Below are 22,122 nucleotides of genomic sequence, written 5' to 3'. Positions count from 1 at the left end.
AAATAAACTTTTTACAACATGACTTTCAAGTGTTACAATACTTTAGGACTATAAAAATCTATTATGGACAGGAGTGATGGCGGATGGCAAAACGAGATTACTATGAAGTGCTTGGTATTTCCAAGAGTGCCTCAGCAGACGAAATAAAAAAAGCTTACCGGAAACTGTCCAAGCAGTATCATCCGGATATAAATAAAGAAGCCGGTGCAGATGAAAAATTCAAAGAAATATCTGAAGCCTATGAAATTTTAAGCGACACACAAAAACGCGCGCAATATGATCAATACGGTCATGTCGACCCAAATCAAGGTTTCGGAGGCGGCGCTGGCGGTTACAGCAGTGGCGGGTTCTCTGGATTTGAAGACATCTTTGATACATTTTTTGGTGGCGGTGGACGTCAACAAGATCCAAATGCACCAAGACAAGGTAGCGATTTACAATATACGATGCGCCTTAAGTTCAAAGAAGCAGTTTTTGGTAAAGACGCAGAAATCGAAATTCCGCGTGAAGAAAACTGTGATACTTGTCACGGGTCAGGGGCAAAACCAGGAACTACACCAGAAAAATGTAGCCACTGTGGTGGTAAAGGTTCTATCAATGTGGAACAAAACACGCCATTTGGTCGTGTAGTAAACAAACGGACATGTCAATACTGTAATGGTACTGGTAAAGAAATTAAAGAAAAATGTGCGACATGTCATGGTAAAGGTCGCGTAACTAAAACGAAGAAAATTAAAGTGAAAGTACCTGCTGGTGTGAACGATGGCCAACAAATGCGCGTATCTGGTGAAGGAGAAGCTGGTATCAACGGCGGACCTAGTGGCGACTTATATGTTGTATTTGTCGTTATCCCAGATGAGTTTTTCGAACGAGAAGCAGACGATATTTATGTGGAAGTACCAATCACTTTCGTCCAAGCTACTTTAGGTGATGAGATTGATGTTCCAACAGTTCATGGCAAAGTACGCTTGAAAATCCCTAGTGGAACACAAACAGGAACCACTTTCCGCTTGCGTGGTAAAGGAGTTCCGCATCTTCGTGGTAACGGAACAGGTGATCAACATGTTATCGTGAAAGTGATTGTACCGAAAAAACTAGATGACAAACAAAAAGAAATTTTACGTGAATTTGCTTCTACTACTGGAGACAAAGTAGATGAGCAAACATCCGGTTTCTTTGACAAAATGAAACGAGCTTTTAAAGGCGATTGATGAGTGAGGAGAGGTCGATAGTTGTGCGAAAAGCAACCATCGACCTTTTCTACATACTAAAGGAGTGTTAAAAATGGAATGGTCAGAAGTGGAAGTCCATACAACCAATGAAGCAGTGGAACCTGTCGCAAATGTACTTACGGAATTCGGTGCAGCAGGCGTATCCATTGAAGATGTAGCCGATTTTTTACGTGAACGAGAAGATAAGTTTGGTGAAATCTATGCATTAAAACGAGAAGACTATCCAGAAGATGGTGTGATTATTAAAGCCTACTTCTTGAAAACAACCGAATTTATCAAGCAAATCCCAGAAATCGAAAAAACAATAAAGAATCTTACTACATTCGATATTCCACTTGGTAAATTCCAATTTGTTGTCAATGATGTAGATGACGAAGAGTGGGCTACAGCTTGGAAAAAATATTATCATCCAGTCCAAATTACTGACAGAATTACGATTGTTCCTAGTTGGGAATCCTATACACCATCAGCAAATGAAATCATTATCGAACTAGACCCAGGAATGGCTTTTGGAACCGGCACCCATCCGACAACACAATTATGCATCCGGGCACTAAGCGACTATCTGCAACCGGGAGACCGATTAATTGATGTTGGGACTGGTTCTGGAGTCTTGAGCATTGCAAGTGCTAAACTGGGGGCTAAATCCATTCTAGCAACGGATTGGGATGAAGTAGCTATTCGCGCCGCAGAAGAAAATATTCGTTTAAATAAAACAGATACTATTGTCACGGTAAAACAAAATAACTTGCTTCAAGATATCAATCAAACAAACATCGATATCATTGTCGCGAATATTTTAGCGGAAGTTATTTTACTTTTCCCAGAAGATGTCTATGCGGCACTTAAACCAGATGGTATATTTATTGCATCCGGAATTATCCAAGAGAAAGCGAAGATAGTTGAAGAAGCGCTAAAAAACGCTGGACTCATTATTGAAAAAATCGAGCAACAAGGGGATTGGGTTGCGATTATTTCCAAACGAGGAGTGGAATAAATGCAGCGTTATTTTATTAATCAAGTGTTAGAAAATGATTCAGAACAAATTCAAATCACTGGAGAAAACTTTCACCACATAACTCGTGTGATGCGCATGAAACCTAACGACCAAGTTTATCTTGTTTTTTCGAACAAGCAAACAGCCATAGCTGAAATAACAAGTACTAGCGAAAAAGAAGTACAATTAAGCCTTGTCGAGTGGCTTGATGAAACGACAGAGTTACCAATTCAAATGACTATCGCAAGTGGTTTACCAAAAGGTGATAAGCTTGAATTCATCGTTCAAAAAAGCACGGAACTTGGCGCTTATGCATTTGTTCCTTTTAAAGCAGAGCGATCTGTAGTAAAATGGGACGAAAAAAAAGTAGCTAAAAAAATCGAGCGACTTCAAAAAATTGCACAAGAAGCTGCAGAACAATCGCATCGAACAGTCATTCCTGAAGTCCGTTTTGCTAACAGTTTGAAAGAACTACTATTAAATAGTGACCCTTTTGATTATATTGTTGTCGCTTACGAAGAAAGTGCTAGAGAAGGGGAAGACAGTACGCTCTCCACTTTATTTAATGAAGTTACACCTAATCAGTCAGTCCTATTCATTTTTGGCCCAGAAGGCGGCATTAGTGAAAAAGAGCTACTTTTCATGCAAGAAAAAAGGGTAAAACTTGCTGGACTTGGACCAAGAATTTTAAGAACAGAAACAGCTCCACTTTACGTTTTATCTGCCGCATCATTCTTTTTTGATCTCTATAAAAATAAAAACAGTTAACATTTAAAAGTTTTATGCGAAAGTTAACGATTTCATGTTGACGATGCCCGATGTTTCGTATATAATTTTTAATGAGTGAATGCTTATCTGCATTACTTCAGAATAATTCATAATTTATTTTCCGTTATGTCCTATTCTGGAACTTAAATGAAGGATTTAAGTGAGTGCATGTAAGTGCCGGAGGGAGGGAAAGAGAGATGTCAAAAACAGTAGTTCGTAAAAACGAATCGCTTGAAGATGCTCTTCGTCGCTTTAAACGTACTGTTTCCAAAAGTGGAACTTTGCAAGAATCCAGAAAGCGCGAATTTTATGAAAAACCAAGCGTAAAACGTAAGAAAAAATCCGAAGCAGCAAGAAAACGCAAATTCTAATTAAAAGGCGATGATTTCGTTGACACTGCTTGACAAGTTAAATGAAGATATGAAGCAAGCGATGCGCGATAAAGAGAAAGAAAAACTTTCCGTTATTCGCATGTTAAAAGCAGCTTTACAAAACGAAGCAATTCACCAAGGTGTGAAAGATCTTACTCCGGATGATGAAGTAACCGTGATTTCCCGCGAACTCAAACAGCGCAGAGATTCTCTGTCTGAATTTGAAAAAGCTGGACGTAACGACCTTTCTGATAAAGTCCGTTCCGAGATTGTCATTGTTGAGGACTATGCGCCAAAACAATTGACTCCTGAAGAGCTTGAGAATATTGTGAAAGCAACTATCGAAGAAGTTGGCGCATCTAGTAAAGCTGATTTCGGCAAAGTAATGTCCGCTATCATGCCTAAAGTAAAAGGCAAAGCTGACGGCGGTGCAGTTAACCAATTCGTAAAAAAATATCTTTCATAAACTAATTCAATCTAGTTTTGAAACGTAAAGAAACAGGGTTCCTTCGTATTTTTATGAAGAAATCCTGTTTTTTTATGCTTATTTCAGGAAGAATTGACCTATTACTACCGCTTCGTTTTTCAACTACGCTAGTTTCGTGTATAATATAACTAATCAAGGCACTTATAACAGGTGAAGGGGTTAGCCAATGCTAAATGAATTTAATGAAATAGTCGAATTAACGGATGATACAAATATCCAAGATTTATTCGGCAATAACAATAAGAATATTGAACTTTTAGAAGAATTGCTTCAAGTGAAAATTATTACACGGGGAGAAGTATTGTCTGTTACCGGCGATGAAGAAGCTGTTCAGCATACTACTGCAGTTTTAGCAGAACTTATCTTGACTGTAAAAAGAGGCATTCATATCGATGGGCGCGATATCGCTCAAGCCGTAAAAATGCAAAAAAATGGGACGCTGATTTACTTCCATACACTATTTGAAGAAGAAATCACCAAGAATGCTAAAGGAACACCCATTAGACCAAAAACTTTCGGGCAAAGAACTTATATCCAAATGATAAAAAAACACGATATTGTTTTTGGCGTTGGACCAGCTGGAACTGGGAAAACGTATTTAGCTGTTGTTATGGCAGTGGATGCTTGGAAAAAAGGAAATGTCAGTAAGATTATTTTAACTAGACCTGCCGTTGAAGCCGGTGAAAGCTTAGGATTTTTACCTGGTGACTTAAAAGAAAAAGTAGATCCTTATTTACGCCCTGTATACGACGCGCTATACGATATTTTTGGTACGGAGCATACAACAAGGTTAATGGATAGAGGCGTGATTGAGATAGCTCCTCTAGCTTATATGAGAGGTCGTACGCTGGATCATGCATTTGTTATTCTTGATGAAGCACAAAATACGACTATCGCTCAAATGAAAATGTTTTTAACACGCCTTGGCTATGATTCCAAAATGATTGTCAACGGAGACATGACACAAATTGATTTGCCAAAAGGTGCAACGAGTGGTCTGGTTAATGCAGAACAAGTTTTAAAAGATGTAAAAGATATCGGTTTTGTTTATTTTGAACACCACGATGTAGTCAGACACCCTCTTGTTGCTGAAATTATTAAAGCTTATGAAGGGAAACAAAATTAGAGAGGAGACTAAGGTGTGAAGCTAACCAAGAAATGGAGAAATTGGTACATCGAAAGTGGGAAAAAATACCTTTTCCCAGTACTCCTGATTTGTTTTGCTGTCATAGCGTACTTTCTTGTCTGCCAAATGACCAAACCAGAATCTTATAACGTGAAGTTATTCCAAGTTGCTGAGAAAACAATTCGTTCTCCGCAAACCGTAGAAGATACAGAAAAAACAAAAGAAGAACGCGCTAAAGCTAGTGCTGATGTGGAAGATGTTTATGTATATAATCGTGAAACAGGACAAAATCGAGTAGCTCTCGTCAAAAGTTTATTTGCTTATGTCAATGAAGTAAATACGGAAGCTAAAGAAACGGACGCGAAAAATAAAGCAAAGGCAGAAAAAGAAAACAAACCTGTCCCAGCCCCAACTACTACAGAAGCCAAACTAAAAAGCTTGAAAACAAAGCTGTCTAGCAACGTTTCTGAAAAAATTACGTCAAATATTTCAGATGAGATATTTACAACATTGCTTGAAGCGGACAGTAAAGACTTTAATACCATGGAAGAAGTTATTACGACAGAAGTAGCCAAAACAATGGAAGACAACATTCGTGAGGAAAATCTAAATGCTGCTAAAATTAGAGCACGTGATGATATTGAACTTTCTGCGATTCCTTCTTACTACAAAAATGTATCCAAGGCATTAGTTTCTTATGCTATTGTGCCAAATGAAACTTATAGTGAAGAACAGACAGAAGACAGACGTAAAGAAGCAGCACAAGCTGTTGTACCAGTGAAAATTTTGCAAGGCCAAGTGATTGTGCAAGAGGGGCAAATTGTCGATAGAGAAACTTATCGCCAATTAAACATGCTGCACTTGTTGGATCAAAAAATGCCTGTAAAACAATATGCTGGTTTTGCAGTGTTTATTATTGCACTCGCCGCAATCCTATTTCTCTACACCAAAAAACAAACACAACCAAAAGAAAAGAAAATGCAGACAATGCTTATTTTTTCCTCGGTTTATTTGACATCACTTGTCATGTTAATGATTATATTATTCTTAGAAACGCAGGGAATATCTAATATTTCTTATCTCTTCCCCGCGGCTTTTGCTCCAATGATTCTGAAAATTTTGCTGAACGAAAAATATGCCTTTTTAAGTGTTGTCTATATGGCAGCAACAAGCCTTTTTGTTTTCCAAAGCGATTCCACTAGCGGAATAACTATTTTTATTTTATTAAGTGGGATAACAAGTGTGGTAGCATTGCGTGACTACAGTAGACGTTCTGCTATCGTATTTTCTGGATTTATGGTTGGTTTAATTAATATGGGTTATGTGTTTATGCTTTTACTCATTAACAACAACACTATCTTCCAATTTTCAACCGTGATGTCTCTCGGTTATGCCTTTGTTGGAGGATTTGGCGCATTTATTTTAGGTATCGGGCTTATTCCTTTATTTGAAACAATCTTTGGACTATTAACTACAAGTCGTTTGGTTGAACTTGCTAATCCAAATCATCCATTACTAAAAAAAATCTTAATGAAAGCTCCAGGAACTTATCACCACAGTATGATGGTAGCTAATTTAGCGGAAGCGTGTGCAGATAAAATCGGTGCAAACAGTTTGCTCGTACGTGTTGGTTGCTTTTATCATGACATTGGTAAAACATTACGGCCGCCATACTTTGTAGAGAATCAATTACAAGGAATTAATCCGCACGATAGGCTGACACCAGAGCAAAGTCGTGATATAATTCTTTCGCATACAAAAGACGGGGCAGAGATTCTAAAAGAAAATCACATGCCGCAACCAATTATCGATATCGCCTTGCAGCACCATGGTACGACATTGCTCAAATATTTTTACTATAAATCGAAAGAAACGAATCCAGACATAAAAGAAAGTGATTATCGTTATAGCGGTCCAAAACCACAAACAAAAGAAATCGCGATAATCAATATATCTGACAGCGTTGAAGCAGCAGTGCGATCTGCCGCAGAGCCAACTATGGCCAAAATAACAGAAATTATTGATGGCATTATTAAAGACCGTTTTCTTGATGGGCAATTTACAGAATGTGACATTACTATAAAAGAAATTAAAACCATTCGTGATACATTAATTACCACATTGAACGGGATATATCATCAACGAATTCAATATCCAGATGATAAAGATTGAAAGAGGAGGGCAAAAAATGACAGTCTTAGAAATCGATTTAATAGATGAAACAAAAGAACTCCCAACAGAAGACAAAAAACTAGTAGAAAATATTTTGCAATTTGCGGCAGATTATTTAAAAATGGATAAAGGAACAGAACTTTCCTTAACTTTTACGACCAACGAAGGTATTCGAGAAATCAATCGCGACTATCGAAATAAAGATCAAGCAACGGATGTTATTTCTTTTGCGCTAGAAGAACTTGGCGAAGGGGAAACGGAAATAGACTGGGCCGATTTTGATTTAGAAACACCTAAAATGCTTGGAGATATTATTATTTCCACTGAAAAAGCAGAAGAACAAGCAAAAGATTATGGGCATACAAAAGCAAGAGAGCTGGGGTTTCTAGCAGTTCATGGTTTACTACACTTGCTTGGATATGATCACATGGATCCAGACGAAGAAAAGATTATGTTTGGCTTACAAAAAGAAGTGTTGGATGCTTATGGACTTGAAAGATAGAAAGTATAAACGTAGTAAAAACTATACAGAATCATTTCAGCATGCATTCACAGGTTTAAAAACGGCTTTTTTAGAAGAACGGAATATGCGTTTTCATACATTTGCAGCACTTGCTGTTGTCATTTGTGGCTTCTTTTTTCATGTTACTAAATCAGAGTGGATCTTGTTAATTCTTTCCATATTTGGTGTATTAACACTTGAGATGGTCAATACAGCGATAGAAAGAGCAGTAGATGTCGCTACAGAGCAATACATTGATGAAGCGAAAAAAGCCAAGGATGTAGCGGCTGGCGCAGTCTTACTTGCAGCCTTTGTAGCAAGCATTATTGGTTTAATTATATTCATACCATATTTTTGTCAGATGTTTTTATAAAAAGAAGGGATTGTGACTTGCTCAATGAAAGAAAGTAATTTTGTCTCACTCGCTAAACAAGCTAGAGAATTTGCTTATGTTCCTTACTCCAAATTTCCAGTTGGAGCCGCTCTCGTTACGGCAGATGATGAAGTCGTGCTTGGATGCAACATAGAAAATGCGTCTTTTGGTTTAACCAATTGTGCCGAACGAACAGCTATTTTTAAAGCAGTATCAGAAGGGAAACGTGATTTTAAGCAATTGGTTGTTGTGGCAGATACGGAAGGGCCTGTTTCCCCGTGTGGAGCTTGTAGACAAGTCATTAGTGAATTTTGTGCACCAGACATGCCAGTAATTTTAACCAACTTAACAGGAAAAACAGCGACGGTAACGGTGAAAGATCTTTTACCAGGCGCATTCACATCGGAGGATATGTTATGAGCGAACCATTTAAATCAGGATTTGTAGCTATTGTTGGGCGACCTAATGTTGGGAAATCAACTTTGTTAAATCATATTATCGGTCAAAAAATTGCGATTATGAGCGATAAAGCCCAAACTACTAGAAACAAAGTACAAGGTGTTTATACAACAGATGAATCACAAATTATCTTTATCGATACACCAGGAATACATAAGCCAAAGCATAAATTAGGCGATTTCATGGTAAAAATCGCCTTAAATACTTTCCAAGAAGTAGATTTAATTTATTTTGTAATTGATGCTTCTACTGGCTTTGGTCGTGGAGACGAATTTATTATTGAAAAACTAAAAAATGTCCAAACTCCAGTATTTCTATTAATAAACAAAATCGATTTAATTTCTCCTGAAGAATTATTTAAACTAATCGAGCAGTACCGGGAATTACTGGATTTTGAAGAAATTATTCCGATTTCAGCACTTCAAGGTAACAATGTTCCTAATTTGTTAGATCAAACCAATGCAAATCTAGAAATTGGACCAATGTATTATCCAAAAGACCAAATTACCGACCACCCAGAACGTTTTATCATTTCTGAATTAATTCGTGAACAAGTATTGCAATTAACAAGAGAAGAAGTTCCGCATTCCGTTGCAGTTGTTATCGAAGGTATTGAAAAAAATCCTAAAACAGAAAAACTAACCATTAACGCGACGATTATTGTCGAGAGAAGTACGCAAAAAGGGATTATTATCGGTAAACAAGGGCAAATGCTAAAACAAATTGGGATGCGTGCAAGAAAAGAAATCGAAAGTTTACTTGGTTCCAAAGTATTTTTAGAAATTTGGGTAAAAGTACAGAAGAACTGGCGCGATAAAGAACATTATTTACATGATTATGGTTTCGATAGAGAAGAATATTAAAAAAACATCCCATATACAAATCACTTTGTGTACGGGATGTTTTTAGTTACTCTGTCCAGTTATAGTTATCATATTCCACATCATATGGTCCAAAATTATAGACTTTATAGAAAAGCGTTAATTCTTTCGTTTCGCCAGGTTTAATAATTCCTGAAAACGCTTTTTCTGTAATTTCTTCTCCATAATCATCATCTGCATGATCATAAAGTAGCACATCTTCTGAAGAGAAAATAATTTCTTCTGCTCCCGAATTTTTCACTTTCACATTAACAGAATAAATATCATAATCTGCTTTTTCGCGGTACATTACTGGTTTGTTGATTATCACAGTACTTTCATCATCCATCGTCACTGTCTGGCCGTATTTCACATCGATGTAGTCATCATCAAAGTCATCCGTGTAATCATCGGAATAGCTATCAGAATTACCAAAGTCAGAAGTAAACGCAAATGGATTGCTAAAGCTTTGTAGAAGGCTAGTGGTAACTAAGTTCAAACCGCCTAGTATAATATAAAAGCCAATTCCAAGTGATAATCCGGCAACAATAATTCCGGCCCATTTTTCTTTCCTTACAATAAGTAGCACAATTCCTACAATGAGACCTATGAATGTAAGTAAAAAGAATCCAACAAGTATAAGTAAAAGATTCATAGCTAACAAATTCCTTTCTAACTAGCCTTTTATCTTTATTTTACAATAGCAGACGGCGGAAAGATAGCAATAAATTAAAAGACACAATCCTTTAGAAAATGCTATAATAAAATGAATGCAAAGGGAGGATCGCCACATGGAAAAATGCGAGGGAATCGTGATACGCCAAACTAGTTACCGAGAATCAGATAAAATTGTTCGTATGTATACGCGTGAATTCGGAAAAATTGGTGTGGTGGCTCGCGGTGCGAAAAAAACGAAAAGCAGACTAGCAGCAGTAACCCAATTATTTACAAGTGGTTACTTTACTTTTTTTGGTGGGAACGGACTAGGAACACTGCAACAAGGAGAGGTTATTGAAAATTTCTCTTCTATACAACAAGATATTTTTATGACGGCATATGCAACCTATGTATGCGAATTACTTGATAAAGCTACTGAAGAACGACAACCCAATCCGTATTTATATGAGTTAACTTTTCAAATTTTGCGGAATATTGATGAAGGGTATGATCCCCAAATCTTGACACAAATTTTTGAAATGAAAATGTTACCAGTACTAGGACTTTACCCAACGATGGATAAATGTGCTATTTGTGGAGAAACGACTGGTCATTTTGACTTTTCTACAGGGAGTAATGGGATTATCTGTCATCGTTGTTATGACAAAGACCGCTACCGCATGCACTTACCAGAAAATGTCGTGAAATTACTTCGATTATTTTTCATCTTCCAATTAGATAGATTAGGCAACATCGATGTAAAACCAAAAACAAAAGAATGGTTACAAAAAGCGATCGATACGTATTACGATGAGTATTCTGGCCTATATCTAAAAAGCCGTAAATTTTTACGTGATATGGATAAATGGGAAAACATGTTAAAAAAAGAAAGTGATGATTGACTTTTTGACCAAAATACAGTATCTTTTAATATATCAACTAATAGGTACGTTGAAGGAAAATAGTAACAAAAAGCTCTATTTTAAGCGAATTCGGGTTTTGGTGTAAGCCGAGTAGTTATCTTTTTGTGAAGGCGTTCTGGAGTACAGCGAAATCAAGGTGGGAATTGTTTGAATTCCAAATAGGGTGGAACCGCGAGATAACTCTCGTCCCTATATGCTTTAAATCAGCATATAGAGACGAGAGTTTTTATATTGTCTGAATTAACTTTGGAGGTGGAAGAAATGAATTTACAAACAATGATTAGAACACTGCAAGATTATTGGTCTGAACAAGGTTGTATTATGTTGCAATCGTATGATGTGGAAAAAGGTGCCGGAACAATGAGCCCTTATACGTTTTTAAAAGCCATTGGACCAGAACCATGGAAAGCAGGATACGTCGAGCCTTCTCGTCGTCCGGCAGATGGTCGTTATGGTGAAAATCCAAACCGTTTATTCCAACACCATCAATTCCAAGTGGTGATGAAACCTTCTCCTGATAATATTCAAGAACTTTACCTTGGTTCTTTAGAAAAACTTGGAATTAACCCATTAGAACACGATATTCGTTTCGTAGAAGATAACTGGGAAAACCCTTCACTTGGTTGTGCTGGACTTGGATGGGAAGTTTGGTTGGATGGGATGGAAATAACTCAGTTCACTTACTTCCAACAAGTAGGCGGCTTGGAATGTTTCCCGGTTACCTCTGAAATCACTTACGGAGTGGAACGTTTAGCCAGCTATATTCAAGATAAAGAAAATGTGTTTGATTTAGAATGGACAGAAGGCATTAGTTACCAAGATATCTTTTTCCAAGCAGAATTTGAGAACTCTAAATATGCTTTTGAAACATCCAACACGGATATGTTATTGACCTTATTTGATACGTATGAAAGAGAAGCAGCTCGACAAATGCAAGAAGGACTTGTTTTCCCAGCCTATGATTACGTTTTAAAATGTTCTCATACATTTAACTTGCTTGACGCACGCGGTGTTGTTTCTGTTACAGAACGGGCACAATATATTGGCCGAATTAGAAACTTAGCAAGACGTATCGCAAAAACATTTTATGAATCACGCGAAAAACTTGGCTTCCCATTAGTCAAAGAAGAGGGAGGAAAACGTCATGAGTAAAGATTTTTTATTAGAAATTGGTTTAGAAGAAATGCCGGCGCAGTATGTGACAAGCTCCGTAGAACAATTGAAAAAAAGAATGACGGATTGGCTTCATGAAAATCAAATTACTTTTTCCGAGATTAAAACTTTTTCGACACCAAGACGCCTCACTGTTCTTGTGGAGAATATGGCAGAAGAACAAGCTAATCGTGTGGAAGAAGCAAAAGGTCCAGCAAAGAAAATCGCCTTGGACGAAGAAGGTAATTGGTCAAAAGCTGCATTAGGTTTTGCTAGAAGTCAAAGTATCGATCCAGCTGATTTAACATTCCGTGAAATTAAAGGCGTGGAATATATTTATATAAAAAAAGAAGTAATTGGTGAAAAAACAACAGCCTTGCTACCACAGCTTCAAAAAGTAGTAACAAGCATGACTTTCCCAGTGAGTATGCATTGGGGTAGCAACGACTTACGCTATATTCGCCCAATTAAATGGTTAATCGCGATGTTCGGAACAGAAGTAATCCCATTTGAGATTACTGGAGTAGTGACGAGTAACATGTCTCGTGGTCATCGCTTCCTTGGGGAAACGGCTACGATCAAGCAACCTAGCGACTATCAACATGCGTTATTAGAACAATTTGTTGTGGTGGATGCAATAGAACGAAAAGAAGCGATTGCAGGACAATTGAAAGAACTAGCAGCATTAGAAAATTGGCAAATCAAAGAAGATGCTGATTTACTAGAAGAAGTAACTAATTTAGTAGAATATCCGACTGTTTTAGCGGGCAATTTTGAAGAAATTTATTTAGAATTACCCGAAGAAATATTAATTACAACAATGAAAGAACATCAACGTTACTTCCCAGTTTTCAATCAAGATGATAAATTGTTGCCACATTTTGTAACGGTTAGAAACGGGAATCATGAGAACCTAGAAACGGTTGCTCGCGGAAATGAAAAAGTTTTACGTGCTCGTTTATCTGATGCAGATTTCTTTTATCAAGAAGATTTAAAAATGACCATTGATGAGGCTGTAGCTAAACTTCCGAACATTGTGTTCCATGAAAAATTAGGAACGTTAACAGAAAAAATGAAACGGGTTCAAAAAGTTGCGTTGATGCTTGCTGACTATTTAGATTGGAAAGACGAAGATAAGGAAGATATTATTCGTTTAACAGATATTTACAAATTTGATTTAGTGACAAATGTTGTGGGCGAGTTCCCAGAATTACAAGGTTTAATGGGAGAGAAATATGCTTTATTACAAGGCGAAAAACGAGCGATTGCAACGGCTATTCGTGAGCACTATCTGCCAAATTCCGCGGAAGGTGAATTGCCACAAACAGATTTAGGCTCGCTTATTGCGATTGCAGATAAATTAGAAACATTAGTTGGCTTCTTCTGTGTAAATATCGTTCCAACTGGTTCTGCTGATCCATTTGGTTTACGACGCAGTGCTTTTGGTGCAATGCGTATTATCCAGGCAAATGGTTGGGATATTCCAGTACTTGAACTTATTTCCCGTATTGTTGATATGGAAAGAGCAGAAGGTGCGGTGGAACTTCCTAGTGATGATGTGAAAAAAGAAGTGCAGACATTCTTGAAAAATCGTTTGCGGGTTGTTTTACAAAATCATCACATTCGTCACGATATTATTGATGCTGTTATCGGCGGGGATCCTAATGTTATACCGCAACTGGTCGACCGTGCACAAATTTTAAATAAACACGTAGAATCTGATTGGTTCCGCCCAACCATTGAAGCACTAACTCGTGTTATGAACATTTCAAAAAAATACGAAGAAGGAGTCGAAGTTGATCCAGCTTTATTCGAAAACGAATACGAACATGCCTTGTTTGATAAATTAGAAAAACTAAAATACGATTATGCTAGTTTAACGATTGTGGAACGCCTGAAAGCATTTGCAGGACTTAGAACAACCATTGATGATTATTTCGATAATACACTGGTTATGAGCGACAATCTCGAACTAAAAAACAATCGTCTAGCTTTACTTTTTGAATTAGCAAGTTTTATTAAAGAATTTGCTCAAATGGATGAAATTAATGTAAAATAAAGAAAAGATTTCGAGTAAAGAGGAGGAAGTATGTATGACACAACCAGCCGTATATGTGGTTTCCGATTCAACAGGAGAAACGGCCGAACTGGTGACAAGAGCTGCACTTAGTCAATTTGGCCAAACGCCCAAATTCATTCATCGCTTTCACCATGTTGACTCTTCTCATATGATTGAAGAAATTGTTGATTTGGTAGCTGTAAATAATGGCATTATCGTGCATACCATTGTTTTAGAAAGTGTTCGAGAAGAGCTAAACCAGACAGCTCAAGCATTTGGGGTGCCGATTATTGACTTGTTTGGTCCACTTTTGAATCAGTTAGAGGAAACATACAAGATTAAACCACTTTCAGAACCTGGTCGAGTTCGTTCAATGGATGAAGCGTACTTTAATAAGGTTGCAGCAATAGAATTTGCCGTAGAAAATGATGATGGTCGTAATCCTCGAGGTATTTTACAAGCAGATTATGTTTTAATTGGTATTTCTAGAACATCGAAAACACCTTTATCTCAATATTTAGCACTGAAAGGGTTAAAAATTGTTAATATTCCTATCGTCCCAGAAGCACAAATTCCAGATGAGTTATTCGAAATTGATCCTAAAAAAATTATCGGATTAAAAATTAGCAAACAAAAGTTAACTAAGATTAGGCAAGAAAGATTAATCTCCATTGGGTTGCCTGGAGCTGGTACTTATGCGAGTAATCAACGCATTGATGAAGAGCTAGCCATATTCAACAAACTTGCAAGTAAACTAAATTGCTTTGTACTAGATGTGACGAATAAAGCAATTGAAGAAACTGCCAATGAGATTTTAATCCACATCGGTGAAATTGTTGACGAAAATTTAGAATTATAAGAAGGACTTTTGCTTTTTGTGTCGAATATATATATTATACGGGGAAAACAGCTTGTAAAAATTGGCTTCTTCCCGTATAATCTAATATCGCGAACAAAAATGTTAAATCTACGAATAATATTTTAAAAAACGGGCTAAAAACTCGTTTTTTAACTTGTCTTCATAGATTTTTGGAGAGAGGACGGAAGGTGTGCCAAAGATTTTGGTCGATGCCGATGCCTGTCCAGTGAAAGCGGAAATAAAACAAGTTGCTGAAAAATTTCAGTTAGATGTCATTTTTGTGGCTTCTTTTAATCATTATTCTCTAAATACAGACGGAGAGCATTGGATTTTTGTGGATACTGGAAAAGAATCGGCGGATATGCGAATGATGAACTTAGCAAAAAAAGACGATATTATCGTAACACAAGATATTGGTCTTGCTAGCATCTTACTTGCAAAAGACACGTATGTCTTTTCTAATCGCGGAGAACTTTACCGAGAAGAAGAAATGTCATTAATGTTAGATATTCGCTATAGGCATGCCAAAGATAGGCAACAAGGCAAATATAGTAAAGGTCCAAAAGCAATGAGTGATCAAGATAGATTGCTTTTCAAAGACCGGATGACAACATTTTTGCAAAATAAGTAAATAGGAGTTGACTGTCAATATGGCACGGATTCCTGAAGAAGTAATTGATCATGTCCGGAATCAAGCGGATATAGTCGATATTATTGGTAATTATGTTCAACTAAAAAAACAAGGTCGTAATTACGCTGGTTTATGTCCTTTTCATGGAGAAAAAACACCCTCTTTCTCTGTGTCGCCAGAAAAGCAGATTTTCCATTGTTTTGGCTGTGGAAAAGGCGGAAATGTTTTTTCATTCCTCATGGAACACGATGGACTAACTTTTGTTGAGGCAGTAAAAAAAGTCGCAGATATGAGCCATTTAGATGTTGCAATTGAACTTCCTGAAGAGCCTGATACTGCACATTTACCAAAAGAAACTTCTGAAACAGCAAAAATGATAGAAATGCATCAACTCACCGCCAAACTCTATCATTATATTTTGATGGAAACAGAAGAAGGGGCAGCCGCTCTCACTTATTTAAAAGAGCGTGGTATGTCAGAACAAATGATGGCGAGTTTCCAAATTGGTTTTGCTCCAAACCATCATGCAACTATTACTTCTTTTCTAGAAAAAAGAGGAATGGATTTACAACTTGCAGGAACAGGAGGACTTTTGTCTGAACGTGATGATGGGCAAATGGTAGACCGATTCCGTAATCGAATAATGTTCCCCATTACGAATGACCGCGGACAAATTATTGCTTTTTCTGGACGTTTATTTGACCGCGATGATGGGCCGAAGTATTTAAATAGCCCTGAAACCCCCATTTTCAACAAGAGACGCACATTGTTTCATTTTTCAGAAGCAAGGCAAGCCATTCGAAAACAAGAAGAAATTACACTTATGGAAGGCTTTATGGACGTCATTTCTGCCGAAGAAGCAGGCATTCAAAATGCAGTTGCTTCTATGGGGACAAGCCTTACAGAAGAACATGCAGACTTAATCAAACGGCTTACTAGTCGAGCAATCATTTGTTATGATGGGGACCGAGCTGGAATTGAAGCAGCTTATAAAGCCGGAACACTTTTAGTGGAACGAAATCGGTTAGATGTATTTGTACTTCAATTACCAGCTGGAAAAGATCCAGATGATTTTATTCGGTCAAGTGGTGCCGATAAATTCAAAGAAATATACAAACAGCAGCGGATGACTTGGACAGCTTTTAAAATCCATTATTTGCGCAGAGAACGTAATTTACAAAATGAAACAGACCAAATTGGTTATATTGATGATTGCTTGCGCGAAATCGCCAAGCTAGATCAAGCGGTTGAACGAGAGTTATATTTAAAGCAACTTGCTGATGAGTTTGAATTAACGATAGAAACCTTAAAGCAACAACTTCAACAATCTATCAAAACAAGCCAAAAATCACGCCAAACTGCTAGCTATAATGAACCACCAATAGACGATTCTTTTATGGGGTTAGTCCCACAAGAAAATCCGGAAATGCTGTTTTCTTTTGAACAGCCGACGCAAAAACTATCCGCGCACACAACCGCGGAACAGCAACTCATGAAAGCAATGATGGAAAGTCGAGATAGCTTTCTATTAATTAAGCAACTTCTTGGTGAAACAGAATTTTATCATGACAACTATCAAGCGCTTTATACCTACTTAATTGGCTACTTTGCGGAAGGCAATGATGCTGATCCGAATAAATTTATGGATAGCGTGCAGGATGTTGCAATGAAAGGCTTAATTAGTAGCCTTGAAATGGTTATTTGCCCAGAAGAGCAAGGTAGGCTTCAATTCGAAGACTATATTAGGAGCCTCAAGCGGTTTAAGCTAGAGCAAAAAAAGAAAGAACTTGAGCAAGAACTTGCCGGATACAACCGAGATAATGACAAAGAAAATGAAATCCGAGTGATGCTCGAAATCGTCCAACTTAACCGCCAATTAAACAGTGGTCAATTGGATTAATAACGTTTTAAAACCGCTAAATGATGGTATTATTACCTAAGAGAAGCCTTTTAATAAGGTGAGCGGCATTTTGGAAGGAGGAATACAGGCAGTTATGAGTGATAAAACACAAAACACAAAACCAGTTGCTGAACTAAATGTTGAGCAAGTAAAAGAAGCCCTTATAGAAGAAGGTAAGAAAAAGGGGATTTTAACTTACGCAAAAATCGCTGCCAGATTAGCTCCATTTACACTAGATTCCGATCAAATGGATGAGTATTTAGAACACGTTGGCGAAGCAGGAATTGAAGTTTCTGATGATGCTGATGATGAAGATCCAGATGAAACAGAACTCGTCAAAGAGGAAACAGAATCCTTTGATTTAACAGATATGAGTGTACCACCAGGCGTGAAAATCAATGATCCCGTGCGTATGTACCTAAAAGAAATTGGTCGAGTCGATTTGTTAACCGCTGATGAAGAAATTGCTTTAGCGAAACGAATTGAAGCTGGCGATATCGAAGCAAAAGGTCGCCTTGCAGAAGCCAACTTGCGTCTAGTAGTAAGTATTGCCAAACGTTATGTTGGTCGTGGGATGTTATTTCTTGATTTAATTCAAGAAGGAAATATGGGACTAATGAAAGCCGTTGAAAAATTCGACTTTAACAAAGGATTTAAATTCAGTACCTATGCAACTTGGTGGATTCGTCAAGCGATCACCCGTGCTATCGCAGACCAAGCTCGAACAATCCGTATCCCGGTGCATATGGTAGAAACAATCAACAAATTAATTCGAGTTCAACGCTCGTTACTACAAGATTTAGGGCGCGATCCTTCCCCAGAAGAAATTGGAGAAGAAATGGATTTACCAACAGAAAAAGTTCGGGAAATCTTGAAAATCGCTCAAGAACCTGTTTCACTTGAAACGCCGATTGGCGAAGAAGATGATTCGCACCTTGGAGATTTCATTGAAGACCAAGATGCTACTTCACCTTCTGACCATGCAGCATATGAGTTATTAAAAGAACAATTAGAAGATGTACTTGATACGTTAACGGACCGCGAAGAAAATGTCCTTCGTCTACGCTTTGGTTTAGATGATGGACGGACACGCACTTTAGAAGAAGTTGGCCGTGTATTTGGAGTAACCCGTGAAAGAATCCGTCAAATCGAAGCAAAAGCATTACGTAAATTACGTCACCCAAGCCGCAGCAAACAATTAAAAGACTTCCTAGAATAATGCTTAGCCAGGCAGGAGGACGCATCCGTTCTCCTGCCTTTTTAATGAAAATGAAAGTAGGGAACTAATCGTGAACGAAGAGCAACTTTCTAAGCGGCTAGAAAAAGTCGCTTCATACATAACGAGTAATGAACGCATTGCCGATATTGGTAGCGACCATGCTTATTTACCATGTTTTGCTATTAACAATAAAACGGCCTCATTCGCGGTAGCTGGGGAAGTGGTGGATGGTCCTTTTAAATCCGCTCAAAAACAAGTACGTGCTTCAGGTCTTACCGCGCAAATTGATGTTCGAAAAGGAAATGGTTTAGAAGTAATTACAGATAAGGATGCTATTGATACGATTGTTATTGCTGGAATGGGTGGCACTTTAATTAGAACTATTTTAGAAGAAGGCGCAGCCAAACTTGCTAATGTAAGCAAACTCATTCTCCAACCAAACATCGCAGCATTCCAATTAAGGGAATGGTCTGAAAAAAATAACTGGACAATTACAGCAGAATCAATTTTGCGAGAAGACAATAAAATCTATGAAATTATCGTGCTCAAACCTTCTAGAGAACCAGTGAACTGGACGGAGCAAGAAATCTTTTTCGGCCCCTGTCTTTTGAAAGAACAAAATGCAATATTCAAAAGTAAATGGCGCCATGAAGCCAATACTTGGCAAAATATTATCCAAACAATTTCAACTAACCAACCGATATCAGATGAAAATCAAGCGAAAATCCGTGAATTAGAACATAAAATTGCATTAGTAGAGGATGTGTTAAAATGAAAGTTGCTGGTGGATATGAATATATTGCAATTCTTGAAAAAATCGCACCTAAAAAACTAGCGATGAAAGGCGATCCAATCGGATTACAAGTTGGGGATTTATCTAAAAAAGTAAGAAAAGTCATGTTTACATTAGATGTTCTAGAAGAAGTAGTAGACGAAGCCATTGAAAAAAAGGTGGATTTAATTATTGCCCATCACCCATTTTTATATCGCCCAACGCACCAAATTGATACAACAACCAAACAAGGGAAAATGATTAAAAAGCTAATTAAGCATGATATTACAGTATTTGCTGCCCATACTAATTTAGATGTAGCGGAAGGTGGCGTCAATGATATCCTAGCAGATTTACTTCGATTACAGGACACTACCTTCATTGAAGAAACCTACACAGAACCTTACTGTAAAATCGCTGTATATGTTCCAGAAAAAGACCTTGAAGCCGTTCGTCTAGCCTTAGTCAATAATGGTGCTGGCAAAATTGGCACAGAATATAGTGAATGTACCTTCCAAACAGATGGAATCGGCTCTTTTAAACCAAGTAGCAACGCAACACCTACTATCGGTAAAAAAGAACAATTAACGAATACTCCAGAAGTGAAAATCGAAGCTGTTTTCCCGGAGCATTTAACAGAAACTATTACAAAAGCTGTGAAAATTGCCCATCCATATGAAGAACCAGCAATGGATGTTTACTGCTTAGAAAATCTCATGTATAAAGAAGGGCTAGGGCGTGTAGGAACTTTACCGAAAAAAATGGGAATGGTAGCGTTTATTGATAAACTAAAGACCGCTTTTGCAGTGGAAAATGTACGTTTTATTGGGGACTTAAAGACAACAGTAAAAAAAGTAGCGATTATTGGTGGCGATGGCAACAAATTTATTCATCAAGCTAAAGCAACTGGTGCGGATGTTTTTATTACGGGCGACGTATATTATCATACTGGGCATGACTTGCTTGCAATTAATTTACCAACAATTGATCCAGGGCACAATATCGAGAAAGTTATCAAAGGTTACTTAAAAACAAAAATGGAAGAACAAGCAAAAATTTTAGATTACGAAGCAGAATTTATTGTCTCAGAAGTAAATACAGATCCTTTCCAATTTTGCTAATAAAAACCGGCTATTTCTTAATTTGATAAAAAATAGCCGGTTTTATTTTTCTGTTTTGGATAATTCTCCTTGATTGTTTGGATAAACTTGTCTTATAGCGCGCACGAATGACTTAATCTGTGCTATAATGGCTACTAGGTATAGAACGGAGTGGAAATATTTTATGACGAAGAAATCAAGGTTTGACCAATTTGGCTTTCAACCTTTTATTGGGCTTGCAATAGATAAATTAGGATTTTACGAGCCAACAGAAGTACAACAAAAGCTAATCCCAGGTATTTTAAAAGGGGAAAGTATCATTGGACAATCGCAAACAGGTACAGGGAAAACCCATACTTTTATTTTGCCAATAATTAACAATGTGAATCCAGAAAAAGATGCCGTACAAGCAGTTATTACAGCGCCTAGCCGCGAGCTTGCTACACAAATTTATAATGAAATTCGCAAAGTAACCAAGTTTAGCGAAAAAGAAATCGCTGTTCAACTTGTTATTGGTGGTACGGATAAACAACGTGCGATTGATAAATTAAAAAAACAGCCACAAATTATTGTTGGAACACCTGGTCGTATTAATGATTTGATTCGTGAGCAAGCTTTATTTGTTCATACAGCGAAAACATTAGTAATCGACGAAGCAGACATGACACTTGATATGGGATTCTTAAATGACGTAGACCATATCGCTGGAAAAATGCCAGCTAACTTGCAAATGCTTGTTTTCTCGGCAACCATTCCGCAAAAATTAAAACCATTTTTAAGCAAATACATGGAAAATCCTCGTTATGAGCACATCCAACCAAAAGTAGCTGCTTCTAAAACAGTTGAACACCGTATTATGGCGACTCGTAGCCGTGATAAATTAGACTTACTCAAAAATGTTTTAGTTGGTTCACAGCCTTATTTGGCGATTGTTTTTACAAACACAAAAACAACTGCCGATGAAGTAGCGAACGGCTTAACCGAACGCGGATTAAAAGTTGCTAAAATTCATGGTGATGTGAATCCAAGGGAACGTAAACGGACAATGAAACAAATCGAAAACTTAGATTATCAGTATGTAGTTGCAACGGATTTAGCAGCACGTGGTATTGATATTCAAGGTATTAGCCACGTTGTCAATTATGAACTACCAGATGATCTAGATTTTTATATTCACCGAACTGGTCGTACTGGGCGCGCAGGACATTCTGGTATCGCGTTAACTTTATTCGAACCAGCTGATGAAGATCGTCTGAACCAATTAGAAAAAATGGGCATCGAATTTAAGCATGTTGATTGGAAAAATAAAGAATTCGTTACACTAGAAGACCGTAATCGTCGGGCCAAGCGTGAAGCTAAACGCGAAACAGCAGATCCACGTGAAATTGGTATGCGTAAAAAAGCAAAACAAAAAGGAAAACCAAATTATAAAAAGAAAATCAACTATAAAATGAACGAGATTAAACGTCGGGAAAGACGGAAAAAACGATAAGTGAGGAGTGA

At 37.5% G+C, this 22,122-nt stretch carries 22 protein-coding genes and 1 other annotated feature; of the genes, 21 read left to right on the top strand and 1 reads right to left on the bottom strand.

Annotation, left to right across the window (positions count from 1 at the left end; genetic code table 11):
• Window positions 1-83: 83 nt before the first annotated feature.
• The 11 genes from dnaJ to era all read left to right on the top strand — a co-directional run bounded on the left by dnaJ (window position 84) and on the right by era (window position 9,350).
• Window positions 84-1,211: a molecular chaperone DnaJ gene (gene dnaJ, locus CKV67_RS07340; protein WP_014092844.1), complete on the top strand. Its 1,128-nt coding sequence runs from the start codon at window positions 84-86 to the stop codon at window positions 1,209-1,211.
• 73 nt (window positions 1,212-1,284) lie between these two features.
• Window positions 1,285-2,229, top strand: a complete 945-nt coding sequence (gene prmA / locus CKV67_RS07335) for a 50S ribosomal protein L11 methyltransferase (protein WP_014092843.1) — start codon at window positions 1,285-1,287, stop codon at window positions 2,227-2,229.
• A complete protein-coding gene (locus CKV67_RS07330; RefSeq protein ID WP_014092842.1) occupies window positions 2,230-2,997 on the top strand; it encodes a 16S rRNA (uracil(1498)-N(3))-methyltransferase in 768 nt (255 codons plus the stop codon).
• Window positions 2,998-3,194: 197 nt separating this feature from the next.
• Window positions 3,195-3,368 (top strand): 30S ribosomal protein S21, encoded by a 174-nt coding sequence (rpsU, locus tag CKV67_RS07325; RefSeq protein ID WP_003719762.1) that lies wholly within the window; start codon window positions 3,195-3,197, stop codon window positions 3,366-3,368.
• 19 nt (window positions 3,369-3,387) lie between these two features.
• A complete protein-coding gene (locus CKV67_RS07320) occupies window positions 3,388-3,834 on the top strand; it encodes a GatB/YqeY domain-containing protein (protein ID WP_014092841.1) in 447 nt (148 codons plus the stop codon).
• Window positions 3,835-4,021: 187 nt separating this feature from the next.
• Window positions 4,022-4,981 carry a PhoH family protein gene (locus tag CKV67_RS07315; RefSeq protein WP_014092840.1) on the top strand — a complete coding sequence of 320 codons (960 nt, stop codon included), beginning with the start codon at window positions 4,022-4,024 and terminating at the stop codon, window positions 4,979-4,981.
• A gap of 15 nt (window positions 4,982-4,996) precedes the next feature.
• Complete coding sequence (locus CKV67_RS07310) at window positions 4,997-7,153, top strand: HD family phosphohydrolase (RefSeq protein WP_014092839.1); 2,157 nt, start codon at window positions 4,997-4,999, stop codon at window positions 7,151-7,153.
• A 16-nt stretch (window positions 7,154-7,169) separates the two neighbouring features.
• On the top strand, window positions 7,170-7,655 hold the full coding sequence (gene ybeY / locus CKV67_RS07305; RefSeq protein WP_014092838.1) for an rRNA maturation RNase YbeY: 486 nt from the start codon (window positions 7,170-7,172) through the stop codon (window positions 7,653-7,655).
• A complete protein-coding gene (locus tag CKV67_RS07300) occupies window positions 7,633-8,028 on the top strand; it encodes a diacylglycerol kinase family protein (protein WP_014092837.1) in 396 nt (131 codons plus the stop codon). The genes ybeY and CKV67_RS07300 overlap by 23 nt, the downstream gene beginning before the upstream one ends.
• A gap of 24 nt (window positions 8,029-8,052) precedes the next feature.
• Window positions 8,053-8,448, top strand: a complete 396-nt coding sequence (locus CKV67_RS07295; RefSeq protein WP_014092836.1) for a cytidine deaminase — start codon at window positions 8,053-8,055, stop codon at window positions 8,446-8,448.
• Window positions 8,445-9,350, top strand: a complete 906-nt coding sequence (gene era, locus CKV67_RS07290; RefSeq protein ID WP_003719755.1) for a GTPase Era — start codon at window positions 8,445-8,447, stop codon at window positions 9,348-9,350. The genes CKV67_RS07295 and era overlap by 4 nt, the downstream gene beginning before the upstream one ends.
• A 46-nt stretch (window positions 9,351-9,396) precedes the next feature.
• On the opposite strand, the gene CKV67_RS07285 is transcribed toward era, so the two are convergent.
• Window positions 9,397-10,002 carry a DUF4352 domain-containing protein gene (locus CKV67_RS07285; protein WP_014092835.1) on the bottom strand — a complete coding sequence of 202 codons (606 nt, stop codon included), beginning with the start codon at window positions 10,000-10,002 and terminating at the stop codon, window positions 9,397-9,399.
• A 136-nt stretch (window positions 10,003-10,138) separates the two neighbouring features.
• Here CKV67_RS07285 and recO point away from each other — a divergent pair, with 136 nt between their 5' ends.
• The 10 genes from recO to cshB all read left to right on the top strand — a co-directional run bounded on the left by recO (window position 10,139) and on the right by cshB (window position 22,111).
• Window positions 10,139-10,906, top strand: coding sequence for a DNA repair protein RecO (gene recO / locus CKV67_RS07280; protein ID WP_014092834.1), 768 nt, complete (start codon window positions 10,139-10,141; stop codon window positions 10,904-10,906).
• Between the two features lie 40 nt (window positions 10,907-10,946).
• Window positions 10,947-11,121, top strand: a binding site (T-box leader).
• A gap of 67 nt (window positions 11,122-11,188) precedes the next feature.
• Window positions 11,189-12,079, top strand: a complete 891-nt coding sequence (gene glyQ, locus CKV67_RS07275) for a glycine--tRNA ligase subunit alpha (protein ID WP_014092833.1) — start codon at window positions 11,189-11,191, stop codon at window positions 12,077-12,079.
• Window positions 12,072-14,138 (top strand): glycine--tRNA ligase subunit beta, encoded by a 2,067-nt coding sequence (gene glyS, locus CKV67_RS07270; protein ID WP_014092832.1) that lies wholly within the window; start codon window positions 12,072-12,074, stop codon window positions 14,136-14,138. The genes glyQ and glyS overlap by 8 nt, the downstream gene beginning before the upstream one ends.
• Before the next feature lie 34 nt (window positions 14,139-14,172).
• Window positions 14,173-14,997 (top strand): pyruvate, water dikinase regulatory protein, encoded by an 825-nt coding sequence (locus CKV67_RS07265; protein ID WP_003719750.1) that lies wholly within the window; start codon window positions 14,173-14,175, stop codon window positions 14,995-14,997.
• Between the two features lie 190 nt (window positions 14,998-15,187).
• On the top strand, window positions 15,188-15,628 hold the full coding sequence (locus CKV67_RS07260; RefSeq protein WP_014092831.1) for a YaiI/YqxD family protein: 441 nt from the start codon (window positions 15,188-15,190) through the stop codon (window positions 15,626-15,628).
• A 19-nt stretch (window positions 15,629-15,647) separates the two neighbouring features.
• The gene (dnaG, locus tag CKV67_RS07255; protein ID WP_014092830.1) at window positions 15,648-17,528 is read left to right on the top strand and encodes a DNA primase; all 1,881 of its coding nucleotides are present in this window, start codon (window positions 15,648-15,650) and stop codon (window positions 17,526-17,528) included.
• Window positions 17,529-17,622: 94 nt separating this feature from the next.
• The gene (gene rpoD, locus CKV67_RS07250) at window positions 17,623-18,747 is read left to right on the top strand and encodes an RNA polymerase sigma factor RpoD (protein WP_003730430.1); all 1,125 of its coding nucleotides are present in this window, start codon (window positions 17,623-17,625) and stop codon (window positions 18,745-18,747) included.
• A gap of 70 nt (window positions 18,748-18,817) precedes the next feature.
• The gene (locus CKV67_RS07245) at window positions 18,818-19,522 is read left to right on the top strand and encodes a tRNA (adenine(22)-N(1))-methyltransferase (protein WP_014092829.1); all 705 of its coding nucleotides are present in this window, start codon (window positions 18,818-18,820) and stop codon (window positions 19,520-19,522) included.
• On the top strand, window positions 19,519-20,640 hold the full coding sequence (locus tag CKV67_RS07240; protein WP_014092828.1) for a Nif3-like dinuclear metal center hexameric protein: 1,122 nt from the start codon (window positions 19,519-19,521) through the stop codon (window positions 20,638-20,640). Before CKV67_RS07245 ends, CKV67_RS07240 begins: the two co-directional genes overlap by 4 nt.
• A 163-nt stretch (window positions 20,641-20,803) precedes the next feature.
• A complete protein-coding gene (cshB, locus tag CKV67_RS07235; RefSeq protein WP_003719744.1) occupies window positions 20,804-22,111 on the top strand; it encodes a DEAD-box ATP-dependent RNA helicase CshB in 1,308 nt (435 codons plus the stop codon).
• Window positions 22,112-22,122 lie beyond the last annotated feature (11 nt).

Origin of the sequence: Listeria ivanovii subsp. ivanovii, assembly GCF_900187025.1 — a bacterium.
GTDB classification, from domain to species: Bacteria; Bacillota; Bacilli; order Lactobacillales; family Listeriaceae; genus Listeria; species Listeria ivanovii.
This window is presented reverse-complemented; position numbering and strand designations above follow the sequence as displayed.

What these genes read in the sequence shown, in the direction of transcription:
- dnaJ (WP_014092844.1), top strand. Translation starts at nt 84, where the DNA reads ATGGCAAAACGAGATTACTATGAAGTGCTTGGTATTTCCAAGAGTGCC.
- prmA (WP_014092843.1), top strand. Translation starts at nt 1,285, where the DNA reads ATGGAATGGTCAGAAGTGGAAGTCCATACAACCAATGAAGCAGTGGAA.
- CKV67_RS07330 (WP_014092842.1), top strand. Translation starts at nt 2,230, where the DNA reads ATGCAGCGTTATTTTATTAATCAAGTGTTAGAAAATGATTCAGAACAA.
- rpsU (WP_003719762.1), top strand. Translation starts at nt 3,195, where the DNA reads ATGTCAAAAACAGTAGTTCGTAAAAACGAATCGCTTGAAGATGCTCTT.
- CKV67_RS07315 (WP_014092840.1), top strand. Translation starts at nt 4,022, where the DNA reads ATGCTAAATGAATTTAATGAAATAGTCGAATTAACGGATGATACAAAT.
- ybeY (WP_014092838.1), top strand. Translation starts at nt 7,170, where the DNA reads ATGACAGTCTTAGAAATCGATTTAATAGATGAAACAAAAGAACTCCCA.
- CKV67_RS07300 (WP_014092837.1), top strand. Translation starts at nt 7,633, where the DNA reads ATGCTTATGGACTTGAAAGATAGAAAGTATAAACGTAGTAAAAACTAT.
- CKV67_RS07295 (WP_014092836.1), top strand. Translation starts at nt 8,053, where the DNA reads ATGAAAGAAAGTAATTTTGTCTCACTCGCTAAACAAGCTAGAGAATTT.
- era (WP_003719755.1), top strand. Translation starts at nt 8,445, where the DNA reads ATGAGCGAACCATTTAAATCAGGATTTGTAGCTATTGTTGGGCGACCT.
- CKV67_RS07285 (WP_014092835.1), bottom strand. Translation starts at nt 10,002, where the DNA reads ATGAATCTTTTACTTATACTTGTTGGATTCTTTTTACTTACATTCATA.
- recO (WP_014092834.1), top strand. Translation starts at nt 10,139, where the DNA reads ATGGAAAAATGCGAGGGAATCGTGATACGCCAAACTAGTTACCGAGAA.
- glyQ (WP_014092833.1), top strand. Translation starts at nt 11,189, where the DNA reads ATGAATTTACAAACAATGATTAGAACACTGCAAGATTATTGGTCTGAA.
- glyS (WP_014092832.1), top strand. Translation starts at nt 12,072, where the DNA reads ATGAGTAAAGATTTTTTATTAGAAATTGGTTTAGAAGAAATGCCGGCG.
- CKV67_RS07265 (WP_003719750.1), top strand. Translation starts at nt 14,173, where the DNA reads ATGACACAACCAGCCGTATATGTGGTTTCCGATTCAACAGGAGAAACG.
- dnaG (WP_014092830.1), top strand. Translation starts at nt 15,648, where the DNA reads ATGGCACGGATTCCTGAAGAAGTAATTGATCATGTCCGGAATCAAGCG.
- rpoD (WP_003730430.1), top strand. Translation starts at nt 17,623, where the DNA reads ATGAGTGATAAAACACAAAACACAAAACCAGTTGCTGAACTAAATGTT.
- CKV67_RS07240 (WP_014092828.1), top strand. Translation starts at nt 19,519, where the DNA reads ATGAAAGTTGCTGGTGGATATGAATATATTGCAATTCTTGAAAAAATC.
- cshB (WP_003719744.1), top strand. Translation starts at nt 20,804, where the DNA reads ATGACGAAGAAATCAAGGTTTGACCAATTTGGCTTTCAACCTTTTATT.